Source organism: Mesorhizobium sp. 113-3-3, assembly GCF_016756495.1.
GTDB lineage: Bacteria > Pseudomonadota > Alphaproteobacteria > Rhizobiales > Rhizobiaceae > Mesorhizobium.
The window spans coordinates 6,559,353-6,581,754 of sequence record NZ_AP023243.1; the positions used below are offsets into that span (position 1 = coordinate 6,559,353).

The window sequence follows — 22,402 nt, forward strand, 5'->3', positions numbered from 1 at the left end:
GAACGATGCCAAATTCGGCTTCGCTACCCTCGCGATCCATCACGGCTACGATCCGGCTGGTTTTCCCAATGCCGGTCAACCACGCGTCTTCCTGAGCTCGACCTACGATCGAAAGTGTTGCGGCGAATGAGGCCGCCGCCTTGGCGGCGCAATCCTCGGCGCCGCGGAAGCCTCCACACGCTGTACGAAACGGGCTTGCGCTACATCACCGGCGCGGCGCTCTCGACCATGTCCTCCCTCCTGGTTCTGCGCGGGCTGAAAAGGACTCTCGCGCTTCGCATGGAATGGCACAGCACCACGGCGCTTGCGATCGCGCAGGTGCGCGACGGGCATTCGGCCGTGGGTTAGGTGAGCTCCCCTTCTTCGACTCGCATCCCGATCAGGCGATTGCCCGAAAGGAGATGTCGGGCATCGCCAACGAGGGGGCCGAAGGGTCAAGGCGCGCTAAGACATGATCGTCGCCTCACCAATGCATTTTGCCAAAAGCATCTCAACGACGAATATGCCGGCTTGGCGCGCCGTAGGGCCGCCGCCTTATCCCGCGAGCGGCGCAGCCCGCTCGCACGTCCCGTCCGCTATGCGTAACACCAGGCTGATGCCGGAGACATAGGCAGTCACCGAACCGGGTCCGCCGTCGAGAAACGACGAATTGGTGCTGTCTTGAGCCACCGGCAAGCAAATCCATTACTGATCCTCGACTGCCATAGGCGTTATGCATGCTCGCAGCCTGGGCACAGTCATATGAAGATGCTTGGACAGAACGGTGTTTCGGCAACTGTTATCTGTCGTCCAGCTTTTGGCATCAGTTTTGATGGACGCGAGCAGCTTGCGAGGGACGCATCCGAACGCGGCGCTGCTCCCACAACCGTCGCAGTTCTCCTGTGAGAGCCTCGCGCTGGGCCTGATCCAGCGTAATTGTATCGAGGAGATCCGCGAGCACGGCTTCGCCCTCGATTCGCGTCAGCAGATCGAACAATTCAGGTGAAATACGCACACCGTCACGGCTGGAGTGATCCGTTCGGATTTCGCAGATGGTCTCCTGGCGATCCAGCGCCGTGTGAGCGCGGACCTTATACAGGGATACATAAGGCGGCAATGAAACCGCTAGCGCAGTCCAATCCTCCAGCGTTGCGGCCCGTTTTTTGACGAGGAACGGCCCGACCACAAGTCCATCCAACCCTGTCGTCAGGAACGTGGCAATCGAGTCTGCAACTGAATCCACGATCGGCTCGGCATTGTTGTTAAAGGACGTGTTGAGCAGAATTGGGATGCCAGTGCGCTGCTTGAAGGCATTGATGACGTCCCAGTAGGCCGGACTGGCCTTGCGCGATACTGTTTGCAGCCGAGCCGTACCGTCGACGTGCGTGATGGCGCCGAGCAAACCACGCTTGGAGTCGCGCACACGAACCACGAAATTCATGAAGGGAAATTCGCACGCACTGCCTGGGAGGTCGAAAAATTCGCGCGCATCCTCCTCCAGCACTGATGGGGCGAACGGGCGATACCCTTCCCGCTTCTTGACCATGGCGTTGATCCGGTCCTTGTTTGTGGCGGGCCTGGGGTCGGCAAGAATGCTGCGATTTCCGAGCGCGCGCGGCCCGAACTCCGAACGACCTTGCACCCAGCCGATCACGGCGCCACCGGCCATCCACTCGGCTGCCCTATCCGCCACCTCCTCAGTGCGTTCAAACTCCAGGTGCCCCGCCCATGCCTTTAGTTCCTCTTCCACAGCATGATCGCTCGCGAGATCCGGCCCCCAATAAACCTCCTGCAATCGCGCACGCGGCGCGGGGCGGCCCAACTCACCAGACACGATTAATGCAGCGCCCAATGCGCAGCCAGCGTCATGCGACGCGGGCTGCACGAAGATGTCTTCGAAAAGGCCTGAATAGAGCAGCTTGCCGTTCATGGAGCAATTGTGCGCAACGCCACCGGCCAGGCACAGCCGCGTCATCCCCGTGGCCTCACGATGATGCCGAAGAATGTGAAACACGATGCGTTCGAGTGCTTCCTGTAGCGACGCACTCACATCTTTGTGCTGCTGAGTGAATGGCATTCCCTTTTGCCGGACCTGAATGGTGCGAAGCAAAGTCGGACCGATGCGGTCCAGGTGGACGCGATACTCGCCGTTTGCAGACAGTTCATAGAACTGCTCGAAAAGCTCGCGATAGGGAACGGGATCGCCGTAGGGGGCAAGCCCCATTACCTTATATTCATCGAACAAGCCGTAGCCGAGATACCGGATCACCTCGAGATAAAATAGCCCAAGGGAATTGTTCTCTGGGAAAGTCGCGAGTTGCGAAATTTCAGCACCAGATCCTACCGCCACAAGACCCGACTGGAAATCACCAGAGCCATCAATCGCGAAAATCAGACTTTGCTCGAAGCCCGACATTGCAAAAGCACTCACGGCGTGCGCCTGATGATGACTTACGAATGAGATACGCGAAGGGTCGAGCTCGCTACCGAACTCCTGCGCCAACAGCTGCTGCACCAAAAATTTGGCATCCAACGGAATGGAGGCGTCGGGCTCGGAAGCAAGCATGTTTTCGAGCATGGCGTTGCAATAGGCTTCGGTAGCGTAGTACGCCACATGATCGATTTCGCTGAGCTGAACCCCAGCGGCTGAAAGGCAGTATTGAACCGAACTGATTGGGAGCTTGTTGGAGTGTTTGATCCGATTGAGGCGCTCCTCTTCTACGGCCGCGATGACCTGTCCGTCTCGGACGAGCACCGCAGCGCCATCGTGCATGAATGTATTCGCAATCTGGAATCGGTTTTCATAGACTTTGTCTAATCCGCCGCTCAATCCTAGACACAGCATCTCGCTCTCCGTTTATCGTACAGGAAGACTGAATTGGCCTGTCTCAAGGCCGTTTGATCAAAAACACAGGCTGCGTTGTCGTTCGCCGCCGCGAACGCCAGTCAGACATCACCAACCTCAAAGAAATTCTCTTACGCCTGGATCAACATGAGATCCTGTGATCGAGGTCCCGGGCGTTCCATAACGTTGAGAGATTGAGTGGATGCCACGAAGACCCTGGGTTGGATGCCGATTTGCATTGGCGATGTCGTTTTTATTTGCAGCACGAAGTCCGTAGCGCATTGTTTATCTCACTCTCTTTCGTCAGCGCATTAGTCGGCGGCGCAACAGCGCCATCGAGAGGAAGAATGGCAACAGCGCGTACAGGCCGAGCACACCGACGTGCAGGGCGATGCCGCTGATCGGGCGATCAAGCATAACCGGACGAATGAGGTCGATCGCATGTGACAGCGGCATGCATCGCGCTATCTGCTGAAAGGCGCCAGGCAGCTGGTTCAATGGGAAAACGGCGCCCGACAGGAACAGCATAGGTGTGAGGACAAGCGTCTGGTAAAACACGAAGTAATCGTAGCTGGGCGAAAGTGCGGTGACGATCATCGCGAGGCTCGCAAATACGCACCCTGTCAGAGCAATGATTGGCAGCGCATAGAGGACGGACGGCCAGGCGGCATAGCCCAAGGTTGCGGTGACGATGGTAATAGCCGTACCGGCCATGAAGGCCTTGGTGGCTGCCCACGCCAGTTCACCCAGAACGATGTCGCCGAGGGTAACGTGCGTATACAGCATGGCTTCCCATGTGCGTTGAGAATGCATGCGAGCGAAAGCCGCGTACAATGTTTCCAGGGTAGAGGCGGTCATCGCACTTACCGCGACCATGCCGGCCGCCAAAAAGGCGATATACGACGCACCGTCGACGCGGCCGACCATTATGCCGAGGCCGGTGCCTAGGCCGAAAAGGTAGATCATAGGATCGGCGAGGTTACCGAGAAGCGACACGAGTGCGACTTTCTTCCATGCCAGATAGTTGCGTCGCCATACCGCAACCCAGTTCCACGCATTGGCCGGCAGCGCCGCCGCAAAACCTTCAATCATCGCTCACTCCTCCATCTCGCGCCCGGTCAGCCGCAAGAAAACATCCTCGAGATTGGCTGGACGCAGAAGAAGACGCAGACCTGCTCGCCCCTGCAGTTGCGTGCGCACCTGGTCAGGGTCTGGCGCATAGCAATAAAGGGTTTCGCCGCTGACCTCGATGCGCTGGGAATGTGGCTTGACCAGCGAAAGCAACTCGTGCGGATCGCCGCCATAAATCTCCATGACCTGGCATCCGATATGCTCGTCGATCAGCGCCTGCGGGCCGCCTTCGGCGATGTTGCGGCCCTTTTCGAGCACGCACAGCCGATCGCATAATCGCTCAGCCTCTTCCATGAAATGCGTCGTCAGGATAATCGTCTTGCCGCGTGCCAACAGGGCGCGCAGCCGCTCCCAGATCAGGTGGCGCGCGTGCGGATCGAGGCCGGTGGTCGGCTCGTCCATCACAATGAGCTGGGGGTCGTTGATCAACGCCCGCGCCATTGTCAGGCATCGCTTCATGCCGCCGGACAGTTCCGAGACGCGCGCATCCGCCTTGCGCTCGAGGCGAGCGAACTCGAGAAGCGACGGGATGACCGCTTCGCTCTGACGTGTGCTCATGCCGAAGTAGCGTCCGAACACCAGCAGGTTCTCGCGTACGGTGAATTCCTGGTCAAGATTGTCGAATTGCGGGACCACGCCAATGCCCCTGCGTGCCAGCCGAGCGCGCGCCGGCACCGGGACGCCAAGCACCGTGATCGTGCCCGCGTCAGGGCATGTCATGCCGAGGAGCATACGCGCAATCGTGCTTTTGCCCGCCCCGTTTGGTCCGAGGAGGCCGAAACACTCTCCCGACGCAACGGAGAACGACAGTTCGTCGACAACGATCTTGTTCCCATACGACTTGGTTACGCCGGCAAAATCGACTGCCACGGTTGACGCAGAGTCAGGCACGGAGCTTTTCGCGCTTGTTTGCCCGTGAGACTCCCGTTCGATCGCAGGAGTCTCGAGCCGCCGCAAATCCTCTGGGCCCAACTTACGCTTCAACACTTGATGTTTCTGGTCCTGGCTCAAAACTCTTCTACCTGCGATCAAGTAACTATTGCTGTTCGCTGTAAGCGGCGTCAGATCCCACCAGGTTTGGCTTTGGAAGGGCGTCGCCGGTGTCTTGCACATTGGCCGCAGAGCTTCGCGACAACCAATCGCTGTTGCTTAATGTACACAGCGCGTATGCTTTCAAGGGGAGCAAGAGAAAGATGTTGATGAGTGTGTGGAGCGAGAACCCGAGAAATCGAAGTTGGCGCGCACGAAACGCTGCCACGCTGCAGCGAACTATAGTCATGGCTGCAATCATCAGGCATGCCGTCCAAGGCACAGTACCTGTCGTTACGAATTGCGCGAGCCCCGCCAGAATCGACAAAGAGAGCAATAATGGGCCAATATTCTGGCCAATCACGTCCAATGTGAGATAAATATTAAGGCCGCGCAGCAGTTGGAACGCCAGCAACGTGTCACGGAAAGTGCTCCGGGCCCAGCGAAGCTGTTGGCGCAGATAGGGACCCATGCTGTTGGGAACGACTGTTGCCGCGACGGCCTCCGGGACATACTCTGTTCGAAAGCCTGCTTTCAGCATCAGGATCGTAAGGTGGCGGTCCTCGCCGAAGTCGCTCGGCTTCCCTCGAAAGCGCTGCGTCTCGTACTGATCCAGCAGCGAAACAAGCGCGGATCGCCGGTACATGGCACACGGACCGCAGCAACACATGACGGCACCGAACCGAGCCTGCGCTGCCCGCTCTTCGTTGCAGGCGAGCCAGTATTCCATGTCGATCAACCGCGTCAGCCAAGTTTCACTGCGATTGCTAGCCGCCAACTGGCCCATGGCGGCGCCGACCGCTTGATCTTGCATCTTTAGCGCAAGCCTGGTGATGACGTCCGGGGCGAGTATCGTGTCCGAATCTACATTCAGCACCAAATCTCCGCACGAGCGGCGAATGGCGGCAATCTGCGCCTTGCGCTTTCCGACATTCTTTGGGAGCGCAACGAAGTTGAACCTCGGGTCGCCCGCGTATTCCTCGTGTACACCCACGAGGGCATCGCGGTTTGCAGAACCGTCATCAACAACATAGACCTGCAGTTTGCCGGCGTAGTCCTGACTTGCAATGGAAGCCAGGCAGTCCGAGAGGGTGCGAGGCGCCTCGTTGTAGCACGGGATAATGACATCGACGCTCGGCCAAGGCTCACCGCTGGGCGGGTCGCCCGAGGTCGGCGGTACGTTTGTAGGCAGGGTATAAAAGACCTGCGCGGTTTTATAGACGGTCGACAGCAGCGCGTAAGAGCAGATGGCAACAGTACTGGCTGAGGCAAATAGGTTCATGAGATGTCAGATTTTTCAGTGAATTTGAGGGAAGCGGGCGGATAGTAAAACCGCGGCCAATGCTGGAATCAGCTCGATCAACGCCATGGGGGCGGGTCGCGCTGACTGACGTCGTAGCGGGTGTCCTTCATAGCTCTGGACCGTTCCGATCGATCAAAGTGCCGGCCGGCCACTCGCTCATTGAGCGTCCAATTGGGAGCACCAGGACGAGTACGTTGTCGTCGACTCGCGTGGGAGGCAGATCGAGGTACACGTCCGGGTGGGTTGAACGCACGCGAACGCCCGACAAAATGTTCGCCAAGCCTTTGCGGCAGAACCTCGAAACATGGTTCCGGAGCGCGGGCCGCACCGAGCCGAACGCGAATGGAACGCCAAGCTGCTGCAGCACCGGATACATCACGCTGATCGAATGGGCGATTCCTAGCCCCTCAAGATCCGGACGCACCCCGTATAGACCGAGTTCAGCGACAAGCAGATCATCGTCGCCAACTTTGATGTATCGGCGCAGCAGGCCCAAGTGAGCCGCTACCCCGTGCACATCACGGCCGATTACGCGGAGCTCCGGCCTTGCACCGGCCCAACTTCGACCGCCTGCGAATTGCTTCCCATTAAAGGCTCCGGTCGGCTCATAGGTCTTCCGGAAGAACTCAGAGAGTTCGAGGTGATCGGGAAGCTGCAACTCATTTTCCCAGCATAACCTCCACTGCACGTCAGGGCGCATGCGAAGACTTCCTCTTTTTCGGGTTCTTTTGTGCACCTCACGCGGTAGAGCAATGGCGGTGCATGTCATGGGTCTATGAACGGCCCTCCCGGATTGGTAAAATTGATTGTTTAGATCGCGAGCATCCACGCTATGGATGTTAAAACCATGCCTTTCAAAGCCTGATCTGAACCTTCTGGTCGTGCTCGATTGGCCCGATAAGCGGCGGCACCGATGGCAGCTGTCGGTGACACAACCTGATTCAAGAGCGGCCGCCAGCGCGTGGCTGCGCCCGTGCCGAAGCAGCGATCAAGTGGAGGACGGCCCGACTGTTAGGCGTCAGCAAACGCGGCGACCGTTGGCGCACGCGATGATGCATGGCGATCGCGCAGCTCTGGATCGCCGGCGGCAAACAGGTTCCGCGAAGCTCTATCGCGCTCGCCAACAGGAATCGTCTGGTCAATGCTTTCGAGTGTTGCCAGTCAACCGGACTGTCGGTGAAAGCACCTGGAGAGCGGGAAGGAGGGCGCGCCCGGATGGCGCTACTTCGAACGAATTGTTTGAGGTTTTGGCCGACTGGAACACACAGCTTGAGCAGCTGAAGCCTGAAGTGCGCGAAGGAGCTGGCCCCTAAGTCTTCATTCCGTGCGAGGGATCAAAAATCGCCGCACACAGAAAGGCAGCCTAAGGAGCGTCAGCACTTGCGCCGGCCGAAGGGCCGGGACGCGGGACTGACTGCAACGACGAGATCGGTTAAAAGGGCAGCCGTAGGAGTGTCAGCATAGCGCCGGCCGCAGGACGATCGCGGTAGGGACGCTCATTGCTGAGCGCCCCCCGCACAGATCCGTACGTGCAGAATTCCCGCATACGGCTCCTACCTTGGGTATTTGACGGCGAAGCGGATTGCCGGCCAGGGATGCAGGATTCTTGGTTTCGGAAGCCATTTCGCTGCGAGCTTTTCCACTCGGGACGTCGACGTCGTGTCCATCTGGCCACGGTGTCTCAGAGCCAACTTCCAGAGGAAGATGACATGCTCCCGAAATGCCTGAAGTGATCGCAGGTTGGCGGGCACCGCGTGATACTCATAGTATCCACGGACGACCTGCCTGAGCCATTTCGCTTGTTCGCGAATTGGCTGGTTTCTCAACCATCGCAGCCGGTCCTTGATCTCCCGGAGCTTCGCCCTCATACGGTCGCGGCGGGACTTCCGCAGAAGCATGAAGTCTCCCCGCAGTGATTTGCCGCAGATATGGGTAAAGCCGAGAAAGTCGAAGGTTTCCGGTTTTCCAAGACCACGTTCCCGTCGGCGACTGGCCGCGTAGCGGCCAAACATTAACAGGCGCGTTTTCTCAGGGTGCAATGACAGAGAGAACTTCTCCAACCGTTCTCGCATCTCGATCTGGAACCGGTGTGCGTCAGCTTCTCGTTCGAAGCCCACCACGATATCGTCCGCGTAGCGCACGATGATCATGTTGCCCGTGGCTGACCGCTGTCGCCAGCGGTTAGCCCAAAGGTCGAAGACGTAATGCAGGTAGAGGTTCGCGAGCAGTGGCGAAGCCACCGATCCCTGACCCGTTCCCTGTTCAGACGTCGTGACGATCCCTTCTTCCAGAACGCCCGCCTTCAGCCACTTCTGGATGAGACGGATGATACGCTGGTCGCCGATCCGATGGCTCAGGAACCTGACCAGCCATTCCTGACTGACCCGGTCGAAGAACTGCTGGATATCGGCGTCCAGTATGAAGTTCACCTTTCGCTTTTCGATCCCGACCGCGAGCGCGTCCAGCGCATCGTGCTGGCCGCGTCCGGGCCGGAACCCATACGAGAACCCGAGGAAGTCTTCCTCGTAGATCGCGTTGAGCACCGTGACCGTCGCTCTTTGGACAATTTTATCCTCAAGGGCGGCGATTGCGAGCGGGCGTTGGCGTCCGTCCGGCTTTGGTATGTATTGCCGCCGTGCGGGGCTTGCCCGGTATGCACCTCTTTGGAGCCTATCGCGCAGATTCTCGATCAGGTGATCAAGGTCCGCTTCGTAGGCTCGCCATGTCAGCCCGTCGACGCCGGGGGCTGCATCACGCCGTAAAGCGTAGAATGCCGTCCTCAACGTTTCGAGATTGAGATGGTGAAAGAGGCTGGTGAACCTCTCCTGCTTCCTAAGTCTTGCGACTTGCCGTATGCGTTCCAGCGCATGTGACACGCTTTCCCGGTCCTGTGCCCGGCGCGTGGTTTGCTGATCCGCATTTCCCTTGGTCGTTGCCCTTGGCTCCACTGACTCCGCAGCCGGTTCCCCGGCCTTGTTCGTCAGCTTCATAGCTACTACGGCAACGTCTGACTTCTCACGATCGTTCATCATCGGCTCATGCTTTCGCTTTCCCGATACGGACCAAGGAAGGTGATACCGCCTTGGTCAATCGTGAGATCTCCCGGTTCCCGAACAAGGAATTTCCGCACATGCCAGGTTCTACGACCACGCCGAGTTGGTCGGGCACTCGCAATAACGCGCCCTACCATGTTGCCTTCCGGAGCATCCACGCCGTCGGCACTCGAGATTAGGTCCCTTACGCGGCTCAATGGCTGGCCTATGCTTTCTCCTACCGACGCTTCACCGACGACCTCGCGGGCGTCGGCGCACGGCTCGGAGCCAATGTGGATTGCTACTCCTTCACTGAAATGGACTTTCACCATTCTATTCCTTGCCGGTTTCTCCGGCGCTCGGACACGGGACCGACGGCCCCCGACGAGGAGTGCCGCTTTCCCGGCTAGGGATCGTCACCTACCTGGGCCGAAACACCTTTGAGGTTCGGTGGCGGCAGCCGTAGAGCCCGTCCCGCATAGGGAGCCATGCAAAATAAGGACTTCGCTTCATGTGGGCATCTATGGGTCATTTATTGGGTAAAGCCGTTACGCAAAATGGCAGAGGTGGGGAACGGTCACCCCGCCGCTTCCGAACCTGATGTCTGGACCGGAAAGGCTTCGGCCGACGTCTGGGGCCGTTGAGGTGGAAGCGGGCGAAAACCCCTCGAGGCTCGCGGCGCTGAACATCGAGCCGCATGAAGAAGCCGGATGTAGTCAGCGGTTGTTACCATCAACCGGATCCAGCTACTTGTTGCATCGGGCGCTCTTATACGTCCGCATATTGGGTCAGCTTGACACCGCAGAAGCGCACAGTGTCTCCCAGTGTTTTATCAGGCAGCGGAAATCGGCTTTCGGAAGAGAGCCAGCAGGCAGTCTTCATTGATCGACGCGCCCCGGCACTCGATGCACTCGATCTCGGTCAACGATTCGTTCAGCATGGCGATGGTGGTCTCTGCACCAGCAGCGTGCCCCCAGCGTTGGCAATTGGCGTCACGTGCCGACCCGAAAACCAGCTGCCCGCCTGGCGCAAGCAGACCTACCAGGTTGCGGACTGCCGCGCGGATCTGAACGAGGTCTCCGACGTAGTAAAGAACCTCCGCAACGACGATCAGGTCGAACAGCTCATCACTCGAAAACTGTTGAACATCGGAAATTATCCAGCTGATGTGCGGCGTCTCCTTCATGCGTAAACGTGCTCGGGTAATCGCTGGCTCCACGACATCGATCACAGTGAGCCGCTGGCAAATGGGGGCTAGCCGCTCCGTAAAAGCGCCGGCAGCGCACCCGACTTCGAGCGCATTCGCGACTCGACCTTGCGCAAGTGACAACCGGAGAATTTGGGTGTGGCGCTCCCGCTCGAACGGGTTGCCATCGAGCCGCCATGGATCGTCTGCGGCCATTTCTCGATTCAGCAGTTCATGATCGATTTGGGTCAAATTCGCACCTAGCTAAGGCAGCAATCACCGGCGCTGCAAATGCCGTCAGATGTCGGTAGGGTCGGGACCGTACTGCGGGCCGAGGCAGTTGATTTCGGTCACGCTCCTAATTGGGTCCGCAGGATTGGCAAAATTGATTGTTTGGATGACAACCATCCACGCAGTGAACACATCGAAGGCGGAATTGGGCGTGGATTCGCACACACACGGCGATTGACACGTTGACGATCCGCGATGGAAGAGGCTCGCGGCATTCAGCAGCCCCGTCTTCATCAAGCTGATCCCGCGCAGCCGCGACCGCTCCCATCGAACCACACGCGCCCGCCTGCTACGACGCCGCACGCTGATGCTGAGACTATGGTGACTGGGGTTTACCGCCTCAGCATGGCCGCAATGCCATGACGGACAAAGGGAAGATGTTGGCCGAGGCGCAGCCCCACATGCCTTGCAAGCCGTGCCGCCGGATGCTCGCTTGAGTAGAGTCCGACGAGGATATTCGTAGCATGGTAGAGCGGCGCCGCCGACAGGCGCAGTCGGCTTTCATATCTGTGGAGCATGTCGGGGTCGGCAATGTCGCGACGGTCGCGCCATGCGGTCTCTATACCCCGGGCGAGCTGCTTCTGGCCGCCAAGGCCGATGTTGAAGCCATGCGCGGTCACCGGGTGCATGCCGATGGCAGCGTCGCCGATCAATGCGAAGCTCGGCGCCCGGAACCTGTGCGCCCAGGTCGTGGCCAACGGATAGATATAGCGTTGGCTTGCCAGGCTCATGTTGCCGAGGCGCCCTCGACAGCGCTTTGTCAACTCCCTCAGGAACAACTCGTCGTCGAGGGCAAGCAGTCCGTCGGCCTCGTTTGAGGGCAAAGTCAAAAGCAGCGACGACACGCCTGGCGCGAGGGGCAACATCGCCACCGTCTGATGGTGATCGAACCATTCGATCGCGATCTGGTGGTGGGGGCGCTCGTGCCTCACCCGGCAAATCAGCATCGAGTTGCCAAGCCGATTGATATCGGCGCCAATGCCGAGCAGATTGCGGGTGGCGGAAAAACGCGAATCGGCTGCAACGAGAAGGCGAGCGCTCAGCTGCCTGCCATTGGAGAGCGTTATCACTGCTCCTTGACGGCTGTTTGTTGCACGCACGACCGAGTGGCCGCACAGCAGCCGGGCATGGCCCCGCAAGCGGATGATCTTGAACAGGGCATCGCGGATCTGGCAATTCGGGACCAGAACGCCCAGTGGTTCCGCGGATCCGGCGGGGGAATCGAAACACAACGCAAACGGGCTCGATCCGTTGAGGACGCGTGCGCCTTGAAGCGGTGACTTGTCCGAAGCGGAGATAACATCCCAAGCGCCGAGCTCGCGAAGGATTCCAATCGAGGCGTGGGTGAGCGCGATCTCGCGGCCGTCGAAAGCCGGACTTGCCAGTCTTTCCAGGGCCTGCCCTTCCACAACCGCCAGTTTGAGCTGGCTATAGGCAAGCGATGCGGCGAAGGAAAGTCCGACCGGCCCGGCGCCCACGACAATAATGTCGAAGCTGTCGTCACAGCCGGCCATCAGCGTGGCGCCAGCGCGTCGGTTCTCTTCGTGAGATGTTGGGGGAGTCGAGCCGCAGGTCGTGCATCGATTGCGCTGTGATCTATTGCCCGCATCGCCTCAAGCGCGGTTCTCACGTCGGTTCCTGGCTGGTGAAGCGTCATTTGCCTGCCGTATGATCTGGATTGTCAAGATGATGGGAGCGACGACCAGGCTGTCGGTCAGCCCATGCGTTTTCCCGTGAAGGACTGGGCGATCAAACCACGCCGACAAGGGCGTGGCCTTGATCTGGGTCAGTCGAGGCCCAGCCGGCGTCAGATGACATCGATCCAATCCAGTCATGCGCCAGCTGATCCCATGACGACGCCATGGCACCAGCCAGCCCAAGGAAGAACCAGGCGTCTGATCTGGGGAAGGCTGTTTTAAGGACTTTTGCGAGATCAGCGAATAACCGGCTCGCCATGAAAGCGCCGGCGCGAGGGCGGCGAGACGCCGAAGCCGACTTCCATCATCAGTCGTGGCGTGCGCGAAGGCACGGTGCCCATATGGAAGCCGAACGGATCCTCGACGAAGCCGAGGCCGGCTTCGCCGGTCAGCGTGACCGGACTGTCGTCGCCATAGACCTTGAGAACCTCCTGCGCCGGATGGCCGACAAGCAGCGTCAGCTGATGCTTGATGGCGCGGCGGTTATGACTGCCACGGACATAGACATGCGGGCCGGTGCCTTCGTCGACCGGCGTCAGATAGAAGAAGAATTTCAGCATCCGCCAGTCATCGAGGTCGAAATGATACTTGCCGAGCGAGGCACGGTTCTTGTCGGCGTCGGAAGCCTCGCTGGTCGGGAAGCTCCACCACACGCGTGTGGTGATCAATTTCGCCTGAGCGCCCAGATAATGCGCGGCGATGTCGAGCAGCAGCGGATCGTTCTGGATGGCGACCGCTGCCTTGCAGCCGAGGATGTGTTCGAAAAAGTGGCCGCTGAGCAGCGAGCGGCCGAAACGCTTCTCGGCCTCGGCATGGTCCTCAGCCATGAATTCGAGACGGCGATCGAAATTGCCGAAACAAGGCGTGTACCGGGCGAAGGCGGCGATCTCCTTATGGATGGAAGTCGGCAGGACGAGCCCGCAAAACAGCCCGTCCGACCGCAGCGCCTCGACAATTTCCTGGCGATCGACGCCGGCAAACATGGTGTCGTGGGCTTTTTGCGACACGCGAACCGGCTTAGCCCCACGCCAGTGCATCCGGCGGGCCGGCATGGTGCGGGCGAGCACGAACATCGGCAGCCATGCCGGGTTCTCGCGAATGTCCGACAGATAGGTCGGAATGCGCACGGCGATGCGGCGCAGCACGCCGCCGTTTCGCGCGATGGCCTCGAGACTGGTGGCGCCGGATTTGTCAGGGCTCGAAAGGGTCATGAAGGTCCTCAGCTATGAATGCAATATGATATTGACGAAGCATCTCTTTTCACTGCCTCGCCGCTGGTCCAAGCCCGATTCCCGCAACGGAAGGAGGTGTAGGCGCGCGTCGGTTTTTGTGCAATGCACAATAGCCTTGCGCGTGGCAAATCTGTTCGGATTGCCGTGCGCATCAGCCAATATTCCAGCGGCAGGCAAACGGGGCGGCGGCACTTAAAAAGAGCCGCCGCCCGGCTTGGCAGCTATTGGCGGACGAACAGCGGCTGGACGCTCGCCCATTGATCGGCGGTGCGGAAGCCGCCGCGTTTCGTGTAGCTTTCGACCGGGAATTTCATCCAGTTGGGCATCCAGTTGTCGGTTTTCTCGCGGCCGTTCTCGCCCGACAGGCAATCGCGGATGATCTTCTTTTGCGTCTTGACCTTCTCGGCGACATTGCCGTCGGCGACAGGCTTGCCGGCGAGGTCGGCCAGCATCGCATTGGCGATCTCCCTGTCGCGCAGCAGGTCGAAGAAGGCGTCGTCCGCTTGCCACCACGCGCCCATGTCGATGCCCAGATGGTTGCCGAGGGCCTCGACGACGGCGCTGCCGGCTTCGAGCGTCTCGGCCATGACAAGGCTGAGAACGCGCATGACGTCGTCGTCGCAAAGTGCCAGCAAACGGGCAAAGACTGCGGCAAGCGCAAAGGCGTCGCCATTGCCGCCGGCTATCGCGCCCTCCTCGTCGGCCTGCCCAAGCAGCGCCAGCACCGCGCGCCGTTTTTCGGCGAATGCGGCTTCGGCCCTGGACGCAGCAATGCTTGCCGCCACCGCTTCATTGGCGGTGCGCTGCGGCTCGCGGCGAACCTGCCACAGGCCCGAGCCTGCGATGGCATGCGCCACCATCAGGCGCAGCGCGACACAAGGATGGTCGAGCATGGCGGTACGCACGGCACCGTGGCGGTGCAGATCGAGATAGTTCTGCATCGGCCCGGTGAGTTCCGGTCGCGACGGCTTGGCGGGCGTTTCGTCGTGTGCGCCGCCCTCGCCTTGCGCGCGGGCGCGGCGGGCTTCCTTGCGCGACAGCCAGCCCTCGTGGCATTCGACCGCGCCGCGATGCGAGACCGATATGAAGACCTTGCCGCCCTTCTTCCTCGGCGTCTTTTCATGGTCCCATGACTGGAAATGCTGCCCCGGTTCCAGCACGGCGACCTCGGGCCAGCCGGCTTCCAGATAGGCGTCGCGTTTGGCGGCGATCGCCTCGTTCTGCTTTTGCCAGAACAGGTCGGCATCGGCGAAATAGCTGTCCTCACCGAACAGGTCGCAGACGATCAGGCCCGGATAATCCTCGATGGCAAACAGCGCCACCTTGGTGGAAATCGACTGGCCGCCGAACAGCCATTGCTTCAATTGGTGGCCGCGCGGCGCGTATTGCTCGGGATCGGCATAAAGCGCCAGCCAATCCTTCTGCTGCGCCTTGGAGGCCATGGTCAGATGGCGCGCCGTCTCGGCGTCGATGTCCTCGCGCCGATAGGCCTCGCGGATCTTGGGCAGAAGATCGCCGAGCGCCAGAATGCGTTTGACCAGAAGCTCGGTGATGCCGAAAGTGGCGGCGATGTCACCAACGCCGCGGCCCTCCTTGATCAGCCGCGAAAACGTCTCCCACTGCGACACCTCGTCGGGATCGAGCCGGGCGAAGTTTTCGATCAGCGAGGCCTCGAGCGCGTCGGCGTCGTCGCCGTCTTCCATGATGGCGCAGGGCAAGGCATTGCCCTGGCCGCGCTCGTCGGCGAGCGATTTGGCGGCGAAATAGCGGCGCCGGCCGGCGACGATCTCGAAGCTTTCCGGCGTGCCGTTGGGCCGCACCAAAAGCGGCACCAGGACGCCGCGCGCGCGAACCGACGGCAGGATGTCCGACACGTCGGGCGCGCGTTTGGAATGGCGCATGTTGAGCGCGGAAATGTTGAGCTTATCAAGCGGAATGTGGGCAAGTTGCATGGTTTGTCTCCTTCGTTGCGGGGTGGGATTGCCCCGCCGCAGAGGCTGCAAGCCGGCGCGGCGGGACGGTTTTCGCGCCCTAGCGGCGCGTCTGTTCCGCCGTGTCGGGCGGAAGCTTGGAATCGGCGTTGCCAAGGGCTTCTGCCGCCTGTCGCAGCAGCCGGTCGGCTTCGGTGATGTGGCCGGCGCTGTACGCTGCCTGGGCGTAGACGGAGAGCGGAAAGCGCGCCTTGAATCCAAGGTCGCGCTCGATGCCGAGGCCAAGCCGCCCCTTGACGCTTGCAAGCTCGGCAAGACTGACGCTGCCGAGTTCGGGGAAGCCGAAGCCGAGGTCGCAAAGGCCGAAAAGGGTGTCGCCGTCGGTGTCGAGTTCGGTGAGAAGCCAGGTCGCTAGGCCGGTAGGATCGAACAGTTTGACCACCGGGACATGGTCGGTTTCGGTGTCGGTTGCGCCATTGGCGAGCAGCAGGGCGCAAAGCTCGTCGGTGATCAGGATCATGGGAAAACTCCTCTCAAAACAGGTCGCGTTGATTTCTGGCGTCATCGAACAGCCCGATATCGAGCGGCTTTTGCGCCGCGCGCGGGCGCGTCGGCCAAACGGGCAGGCGGTCGCGCGTGGTGAGCGGCCGGACACCGGGAATGAGCGTCTGCTCGCGGTTTCGGTTCGGTCTGCAGGGTGTCGGGATCGCGCGCGCTCATGCCGCGATCTCGTCTTGTTGCGCGCCTTGGGCCTCGGCGTTGAAGCCCAGAAGAAAATCGGCGGCCTTGGAGGCAAGGCTGGCGGCGCGGAAGATGGCGCGATTGTCCTCGCGCAGCACCTTCAGCCATGTGCCGATATAGTCGGCATGGCGCACGGTCGGCTCGATGCCGAGGGTCGAGCAGACAAAGGCTGCGGTGATTTCGGCAACCAGTTCCTCGCGCGCATAGGTCTTGGAACCGAAGGCGCCGGAGAGGTCGCGCGCCAGCCGCGCCGGGTGGCCGGTCCAGTGGCCAAGCTCGTGGAAGCAGGTGCGGTAATAGTCGATCTGCTGAAAGAATGCCGGCTGCGGCGGCACCTGAATGGAGTCACTGCCCGGCATGTAGAAAGCGCGATCGCCGCCGATGCGGAAATCCGCGCCGCTTGCTCGAATAAGCGCCTCGGCCTGCGGGACGATCTCGCGTTCGGGCAGCGGTTCTGCGTTGCGGTAAAGGTGCGCGGGCAGGCCGTCGCATTGCGCGACGTTGAAGACGGTGAAGCGCTTCAGGAAAGGGACCGCCTGCGGTTCGTCGCCATCGGCCTTGGCGCGCTCCTGCTCGCCCTTTGGGACAAAGCGGTCGGCATGAACGATTGTGGTGCCGCGCTCGCCCTTCCTGACATTGCCGCCAAGGGCAAGCGCCTGCCGGAAGGTCAGCCAGTTCTGGCCGGGATAGCTGCGCTCGACGACGGCGCCCCACAGGATGAGGATGTTGATACCGGAATAGCGGCGCCCGGTGGCCGCGTTGCTGGGCAGGCCGAGGTCGGCCTTTGCGCTGCCCCATGGCTTGACCCATGGCACGGTGCCGCGCTCCAGTTCGGCAATGATGCGGTCCGTGATCTCCTGATAAAGGCTGGCGCCCGGGCGCCCGCCCCTGCCCGCGCCAGCCTCTCGGCTGCCGGAACGCTGGTGTTTTGCACGCATCGTCTGGTCCTCCGCTCTTCAATCCCGCGCCTTTCCCCGCAAGTGGGGTGGGCGGCGAGACGCGACCGGAAAGGCCCGCCGTCGGAGGCGGACCGCATCCGAAGGACCGGAACGAAGAGGAGGACCCGAAGCGCAAGCGAAGGGTTGCGGGACGCCGCGGCGGGCCTAGAAGGGAGTGCCGCCCACCCCGCGCCGCCGGGAAAGGCCAACAGACAAACCGCGCCGGCCGGCAGGGCGGCGACCATCAGGAGCCGACAGGCTGCCCGCGCCAGGGGGCGAAGCCGGATGGCCGAGACCGCCTGAGCCTGGCGAAGAAAAAGCGGGCTCGGTTCACGAGCACCCGGCACGCGCCGTCAGGCGCGCGGGCGCGTCAGATTTCTGCGCCGTGCGGACATCGGTTTGGTGTTCCGGTCGCACTCGTTCAATCAGAACGAGGTCTTGATGCCGACCATCACCGTCGCCGCGGCAAAATCGCCGCCGATCCAGTCGTCTTCGCCGCCAGTCTCTGCGCCGGTCGCAATGTCATAGGTGTTGTAGTCGCCGCGAGCGGTGAACACCTTTACGTAGGAACCGGAGACGAAGAAGCTGGTCCGCTCGTTGTACTGGTAGCCGACGCTGCCGCCGACCATCAGAACCGGCGCCAATTCGAAATCATCCTCGAAGCGCAGGTCACGCATCCAGTGATGATCGGTAGCGCCGGCCGAGAAGGTCGTGCCGCCCTTCAGCGCAAAGCCGAAGTTCCAGCGATCCTGGACATAGGTCGCATCGATGCCGGCGAAGGCGACCGGCAATTTCTGCTGGTAGCTGATGGCCTTTGCGTCTCCTGGGAAGTCGCCAACCGAATCCCGGAAGCCGGCAACGCTGTAGACATAGGAGCCGCCATAGGCAGTCCACTTGACCGAGGTGTACTTGAAACCACCGTTGAAGTTGATCAGCAGCTGGTCGCTGAACTGGAAATCGTGGCCGAGCGCGACGGTTGCCGAATAGAAGTAATCAAGATCGGTGTCGCAATGGCGCGAACGGTTGCTCCAGTCGTTCCAGCCATCATTGGTCGAGAATGACGGGTTCCAGTCATAGTCTTCCATGTAGCTGTTGCCGCTGAAGGCGATCTGGCTGGAAAGCTTGGCGGTCCAGCCGGTCTCGCTGCGCGCCGTCATCTCGGCTGAAATGACCGCAGAGGTGCCTTCCCAGATAAGGTGGCTCAGCTTCGAGCCGCTGCCGGGAGCCTGATAGACCAGCTCGTTGGCCTCGATGTCGATGACGCCGACGCCGCCAACGAAAGAGAAATTGGGATTGTAGGGCGCCGGTTCGCTCGCCACCGCGTCGCTGGCCATCGCCGGCCAGGCAGCGAGCAACGCTGCCGCTCCACCAAAGACTTTCGCGTACAATTTCATAGGACTACCCTCATGGGAATCATCCGCCATTGGCTATAGGCAGCGTAACCGGGTGCACGTCACGTGCGGTCGTCTATGCAGCGCCCCTGTAGGTGGCAAAATCGCCGCCCTCGGCTCTGTTCCTCAACACTCAAGGAAACGTCGTTAGCGTGACCCGATTGACGGCGGTTTTTGCCGATGCGTTTCGGGCAGCCGGCGTGACGGGAACCCCTGCATTATCCGAGGCACACATTTGCGATGACGATGCTGGTACGATTGCAGCGTCAGGCAGCGACCACGCCGGACCTCAATCCGCTGAGATCGTGCAGGTTGCTTTGAGCAGCCCATAGCAAACTCTATAGTCTAGATAATCCGAAAGAGCCGAGGGCCGAGTTCCTCGAACCCGTTGCGCAGGTAGAAATCGAGCGTGCGCTTCCATTTTGGTTGCCTGGGCGCTGCAAGCTCAAGTCGCTTCCAACCACGCGCATGGCCTTCCCGCGAGGCGACCTCAAGCAGTTGAGGGGCAATCCCTTTGGAGCGCTTTTCGGGTCGAACATACAGCTCCGAAATATAGCCGAACTTACCTCCTGCATAAATCGCCGTGCATTCATTCAGCACCATGATGCCGACCGGCTCGTCATCTGCACTTGCGATCACTGCGACCACGCCAGCGTCGGCAAGCATTATCTGCGCGCTTTGTCTCACGTCGTCGGGCGCGGGCGCTTTCCCGCCAGTGAGTTCATCGAGTAGCGCGTGAATAAAACGGACGACCGTCCCTGCGTCCGTTGCGTTGGCGCGGCGAGTAGATATGAAAGGCATATTTTCTCCTGCTAGTGGTCAAAATCCCGATTCATGCTGCCATCCGCGCAGATCCGACTCACTCTTTTAAGTAACTCGGACGAGTGAACAGCATTTTTCATCAAAAATATGATAAAAAAATGCAAAATAAATATTACAGGCATGCCGGATTACGGATGACTTGAAGTGAATTGCGCAGATAGGGGACCTTCTTACAGAAAATCAACCCGGTTACTTCGTAACCGTACGGCATGCCGCCTTGCCGAGGTAGGATGAAGCTGCAAGTCTAAAAGGCCTGAGACAAAAGATACAGCCTGAGATGCCCGTGCGGCCAGAACGCTCGGATCATCAATGCAGTCGAGCAAAGAGGACATCCGTGACGGGCGGCGAGAGCGCTCGACTGTCGCCACACTCATTCGGCGCCAGCCGGAACACGAGCCGAGCCGACCGGTGCGCAGAGGCTGGTTGCCGCGCCGATCAAGTCGGACACGTCAGCCTCGGTCGTCGCGAAAGAGGTGACGAACCTCACGATCCCGGTCTGCCAGCGATCATGGTAGAAGCGGAATCCCATGTCGAGCAGCCCCCGGATCAGGGACATGGGAAGTCTGCAGAACAGGATGTTGGCCTCGGGACGCTGCTGGATTTTCACGCCTGGCACCAGGGCCAACCCCTGCGCGAGCGCCGATGCCATCGAATTGGCATGGGTCGCGTTGCGAAGCCAGACACCGTCCCTCAGATAGCCGTCCATTTGCGCCGCCATGAAGCGCATCTTGGAACTCAACTGGCCGGCACGCTTGCGGCGAAAGGCTATCGTGCTCGCGAGATCTCCGCGGAACGAGACGACTGCATCGACCCCAAACGTTCCATTCTTGGTGGCGCCAAATGACACAAGGTCGACGCCGGCCTTCCACGTCATCTCGGCTGGCGAGCAGCGCAGAGTGACGAGGGCGTTGGCGAAGCGAGCACCGTCCATGTGGAACGCCAGGTTCGCTGACCGGCAAATATGTCCGATCGCCTTGATCTCGTCGAGCGCGTAGACCGATCCCATCTCGGTCGCCTGCGTGATGCTGACGCTGGAGGGCTGGACCGAGTGGATATCGCCCACCATGCGCGTTGCATTGGCCGCCAAGGCGTCGATGTCGATTTTGCCAGCCTCGCCTGGAAGCTGCACCAACTTCGCACCGGCGGTGTAGAACTCCGGCGCGCCGCACTCGTCGCGGTTGATGTGTGCGTCGGCGTGCGAGAGAATGCTGCCCCATGGCGGCGTAATCGCCGCGAGCGCCAGCGCGTTCGCCGCCGACCCCGTCGAAACGTGGAACACGTCGACCGCATGCTCGAACACCTCGGCGAGCTGGCGCTCGACGGTATGCGTCAGCTCATCGTTGCCGTAGGGAAGCGCCTGACCCGACGCGCACGCGGTGATGGCTGCGATCACCTCGGGGGAGACGCCGGCGATATTGTCGCTGGTGAAGTCGCGGGGGCGGGTCTGCTTGCTTTCGTTCATGGTCTGACGCTCGTTTCATCCATTGAGCGTCCAAGCTAGACGGTTCGCCGCGCGCTTTATTGAACGATATTCAAACCGAGAGGTAACGCGCCGGCGTCACCCCCAGCACCGCCTTGAAGTGCCGGGTCAGGTGGCTCTGGTCCGCGAACCCTACCGCGACGGCGACCTCGGCGACCTGCTGACCTCGCCTCAGCAGCCGTCGCGCCTCGTCGATGCGGACCTGGATCAGGTAGCGGGTGGGGGGCAACCCGAAATGCGCCTTGAAGCCATCGATCAGCGTCGCCTTGGAGCATCCGGCCAGGGCGGCCAGGGCGGCGAGCTGCAGAACTTCGTCAAAGTGGGCATGGATGAAGTCACATACGTCGCGGAACCTCGATGGCACGAATTTTGGCCCTGCAACGCGCGACCCGCCTGCCTCTGCGAAGACGTGGGGCAGGAAACGGATCAGATACTCCTCGATCTCCAGTGCCGAGCTACGCCCATGTTCAAGCAGGCGCCAAAACGCGCTGAGGCCGTGTGCAACTGGGGCATTCTCCTGGAACGGGCTTTTGAAGTCGATCGTTCCGGGTTCGTTTTGGCCGCTGTCCTCAAGGACTTGCCGGATAAGGACTTCGGGCATGTAAAAGATCTTCTGGCTCCAGCCAAGATCGTCACCAGCACCCCCGAAATGCGGTTCCCCGGGCGCGAAGGTCGCGACGGTGCCGCTACCGGCGTGCCAAACCTCACCTCGGCACCAAACATCATGGACGCCTCGCTCGATCAGCCCGATCAGATACTCGTTGTGGACATGCTTGGAGAAATCCTGCCGGTGATAGTCCGCCGCCAGGTAATCGAGCCCGCCAAGGACATCGGAGTGCTTCATCACCGCACGATTGCGCGGCGGCCGGCCCGGAGGTTCAGAACGGCCACGCGCCTTTTCGCCGCATTCTATGGCGGTATCGGCCACTTGATGATCAATCCAGGTTGGTCATCACAACGATATCGTGCTCTCGTAGCGAATTTCAAACCGAAGCAGGATTAATTGAAGACCAGGCGCTATCCCCTCCGATCTGACGGATGAGGAATGGTCGCGGATACAACCGCTCCTGCCGGGCGCGGCCAAGACCGGGCGGCGCGTGGTGACGGACCTGCGCGAGGGTTGAACGCGATCCGCTACATGGCCCGATCAGATGGCGGCTGGCGCATGCTGCCAAAGGATTTCCCGCCCATATCGGTCGCGGTCGAGACGCCTTACGGACATGCCCACGGACTGCGCCAACTGGCTGGAACGTTCCCCGGCCTGACGGCGAAGCAGCAGGCGCCGATCAAGGCGCTGAACGCAGAATACGCCAAAACTCGAAGCCGAGTACGAGCATGCCAACGAACTGCCGGCCGATGTTGACGAACGGCTCC

General features: G+C 60.7%; 18 protein-coding genes and 1 pseudogene. 3 read left to right on the forward strand and 16 right to left on the reverse strand.

Annotated elements, in window-relative coordinates; genetic code table 11:
• The first annotated feature begins 195 nt into the window (after positions 1 to 195).
• Positions 196 to 348 carry a PLP-dependent transferase gene (locus JG746_RS31605; RefSeq protein ID WP_244730574.1) on the forward strand — a complete coding sequence of 51 codons (153 nt, stop codon included), beginning with the start codon at positions 196 to 198 and terminating at the stop codon, positions 346 to 348.
• Positions 349 to 585 carry a DUF6398 domain-containing protein gene (locus tag JG746_RS37885; protein WP_244748460.1) on the forward strand — a complete coding sequence of 79 codons (237 nt, stop codon included), beginning with the start codon at positions 349 to 351 and terminating at the stop codon, positions 583 to 585.
• Between the two features lie 217 nt (positions 586 to 802).
• On the opposite strand, the gene JG746_RS31610 is transcribed toward JG746_RS37885, so the two are convergent.
• From JG746_RS31610 to JG746_RS31685, 16 genes are all read right to left on the reverse strand, one after another.
• Positions 803 to 2,824, reverse strand: a complete 2,022-nt coding sequence (locus tag JG746_RS31610; RefSeq protein ID WP_199201271.1) for a carbamoyltransferase family protein — start codon at positions 2,822 to 2,824, stop codon at positions 803 to 805.
• Between the two features lie 303 nt (positions 2,825 to 3,127).
• Positions 3,128 to 3,916: an ABC transporter permease gene (locus JG746_RS31615; RefSeq protein ID WP_010913823.1), complete on the reverse strand. Its 789-nt coding sequence runs from the start codon at positions 3,914 to 3,916 to the stop codon at positions 3,128 to 3,130.
• 3 nt (positions 3,917 to 3,919) lie between these two features.
• The gene (gene nodI / locus JG746_RS31620; RefSeq protein WP_010913822.1) at positions 3,920 to 4,942 is read right to left on the reverse strand and encodes a nodulation factor ABC transporter ATP-binding protein NodI; all 1,023 of its coding nucleotides are present in this window, start codon (positions 4,940 to 4,942) and stop codon (positions 3,920 to 3,922) included.
• 49 nt (positions 4,943 to 4,991) lie between these two features.
• Positions 4,992 to 6,266 (reverse strand): chitooligosaccharide synthase NodC, encoded by a 1,275-nt coding sequence (nodC, locus tag JG746_RS31625; RefSeq protein ID WP_010913821.1) that lies wholly within the window; start codon positions 6,264 to 6,266, stop codon positions 4,992 to 4,994.
• Between the two features lie 127 nt (positions 6,267 to 6,393).
• Entirely contained in the window at positions 6,394 to 6,987 is a 594-nt protein-coding gene (locus tag JG746_RS31630) for a NodA family N-acyltransferase (RefSeq protein ID WP_044549143.1), read from the reverse strand.
• Positions 6,988 to 7,840: 853 nt separating this feature from the next.
• Entirely contained in the window at positions 7,841 to 9,319 is a 1,479-nt protein-coding gene (gene ltrA, locus JG746_RS31635; protein WP_202324029.1) for a group II intron reverse transcriptase/maturase, read from the reverse strand.
• Positions 9,320 to 10,151: 832 nt separating this feature from the next.
• Complete coding sequence (nodS, locus tag JG746_RS31640; protein WP_010913819.1) at positions 10,152 to 10,757, reverse strand: nodulation methyltransferase NodS; 606 nt, start codon at positions 10,755 to 10,757, stop codon at positions 10,152 to 10,154.
• Between the two features lie 371 nt (positions 10,758 to 11,128).
• Positions 11,129 to 12,310: a 5-demethoxyubiquinol-8 5-hydroxylase UbiM gene (gene ubiM / locus JG746_RS31645; protein ID WP_202324040.1), complete on the reverse strand. Its 1,182-nt coding sequence runs from the start codon at positions 12,308 to 12,310 to the stop codon at positions 11,129 to 11,131.
• A 419-nt stretch (positions 12,311 to 12,729) separates the two neighbouring features.
• Positions 12,730 to 13,704 (reverse strand): hypothetical protein, encoded by a 975-nt coding sequence (locus tag JG746_RS31650; protein ID WP_202324042.1) that lies wholly within the window; start codon positions 13,702 to 13,704, stop codon positions 12,730 to 12,732.
• Positions 13,705 to 13,946: 242 nt separating this feature from the next.
• Complete coding sequence (locus tag JG746_RS31655) at positions 13,947 to 15,677, reverse strand: ParB/RepB/Spo0J family partition protein (RefSeq protein WP_202324052.1); 1,731 nt, start codon at positions 15,675 to 15,677, stop codon at positions 13,947 to 13,949.
• Between the two features lie 79 nt (positions 15,678 to 15,756).
• On the reverse strand, positions 15,757 to 16,176 hold the full coding sequence (locus JG746_RS31660) for a DUF2958 domain-containing protein (RefSeq protein WP_202324054.1): 420 nt from the start codon (positions 16,174 to 16,176) through the stop codon (positions 15,757 to 15,759).
• A 196-nt stretch (positions 16,177 to 16,372) separates the two neighbouring features.
• Positions 16,373 to 17,335: an ArdC family protein gene (locus JG746_RS31665; RefSeq protein WP_202324056.1), complete on the reverse strand. Its 963-nt coding sequence runs from the start codon at positions 17,333 to 17,335 to the stop codon at positions 16,373 to 16,375.
• 425 nt (positions 17,336 to 17,760) lie between these two features.
• Complete coding sequence (locus JG746_RS31670; protein WP_202324068.1) at positions 17,761 to 18,729, reverse strand: omptin family outer membrane protease; 969 nt, start codon at positions 18,727 to 18,729, stop codon at positions 17,761 to 17,763.
• Positions 18,730 to 19,071: 342 nt separating this feature from the next.
• The gene (locus JG746_RS31675; protein WP_202296099.1) at positions 19,072 to 19,527 is read right to left on the reverse strand and encodes a GNAT family N-acetyltransferase; all 456 of its coding nucleotides are present in this window, start codon (positions 19,525 to 19,527) and stop codon (positions 19,072 to 19,074) included.
• 391 nt (positions 19,528 to 19,918) lie between these two features.
• Positions 19,919 to 21,010 (reverse strand): threonine aldolase family protein, encoded by a 1,092-nt coding sequence (locus JG746_RS31680; protein WP_202324072.1) that lies wholly within the window; start codon positions 21,008 to 21,010, stop codon positions 19,919 to 19,921.
• A 70-nt stretch (positions 21,011 to 21,080) separates the two neighbouring features.
• Positions 21,081 to 21,956, reverse strand: coding sequence for an AraC family transcriptional regulator (locus JG746_RS31685; RefSeq protein ID WP_202324074.1), 876 nt, complete (start codon positions 21,954 to 21,956; stop codon positions 21,081 to 21,083).
• Positions 21,957 to 22,031: 75 nt separating this feature from the next.
• Here JG746_RS31685 and JG746_RS37325 point away from each other — a divergent pair.
• Positions 22,032 to 22,217: pseudogene (locus JG746_RS37325) on the forward strand (transposase); the annotation flags it as partial.
• Positions 22,218 to 22,402 lie beyond the last annotated feature (185 nt).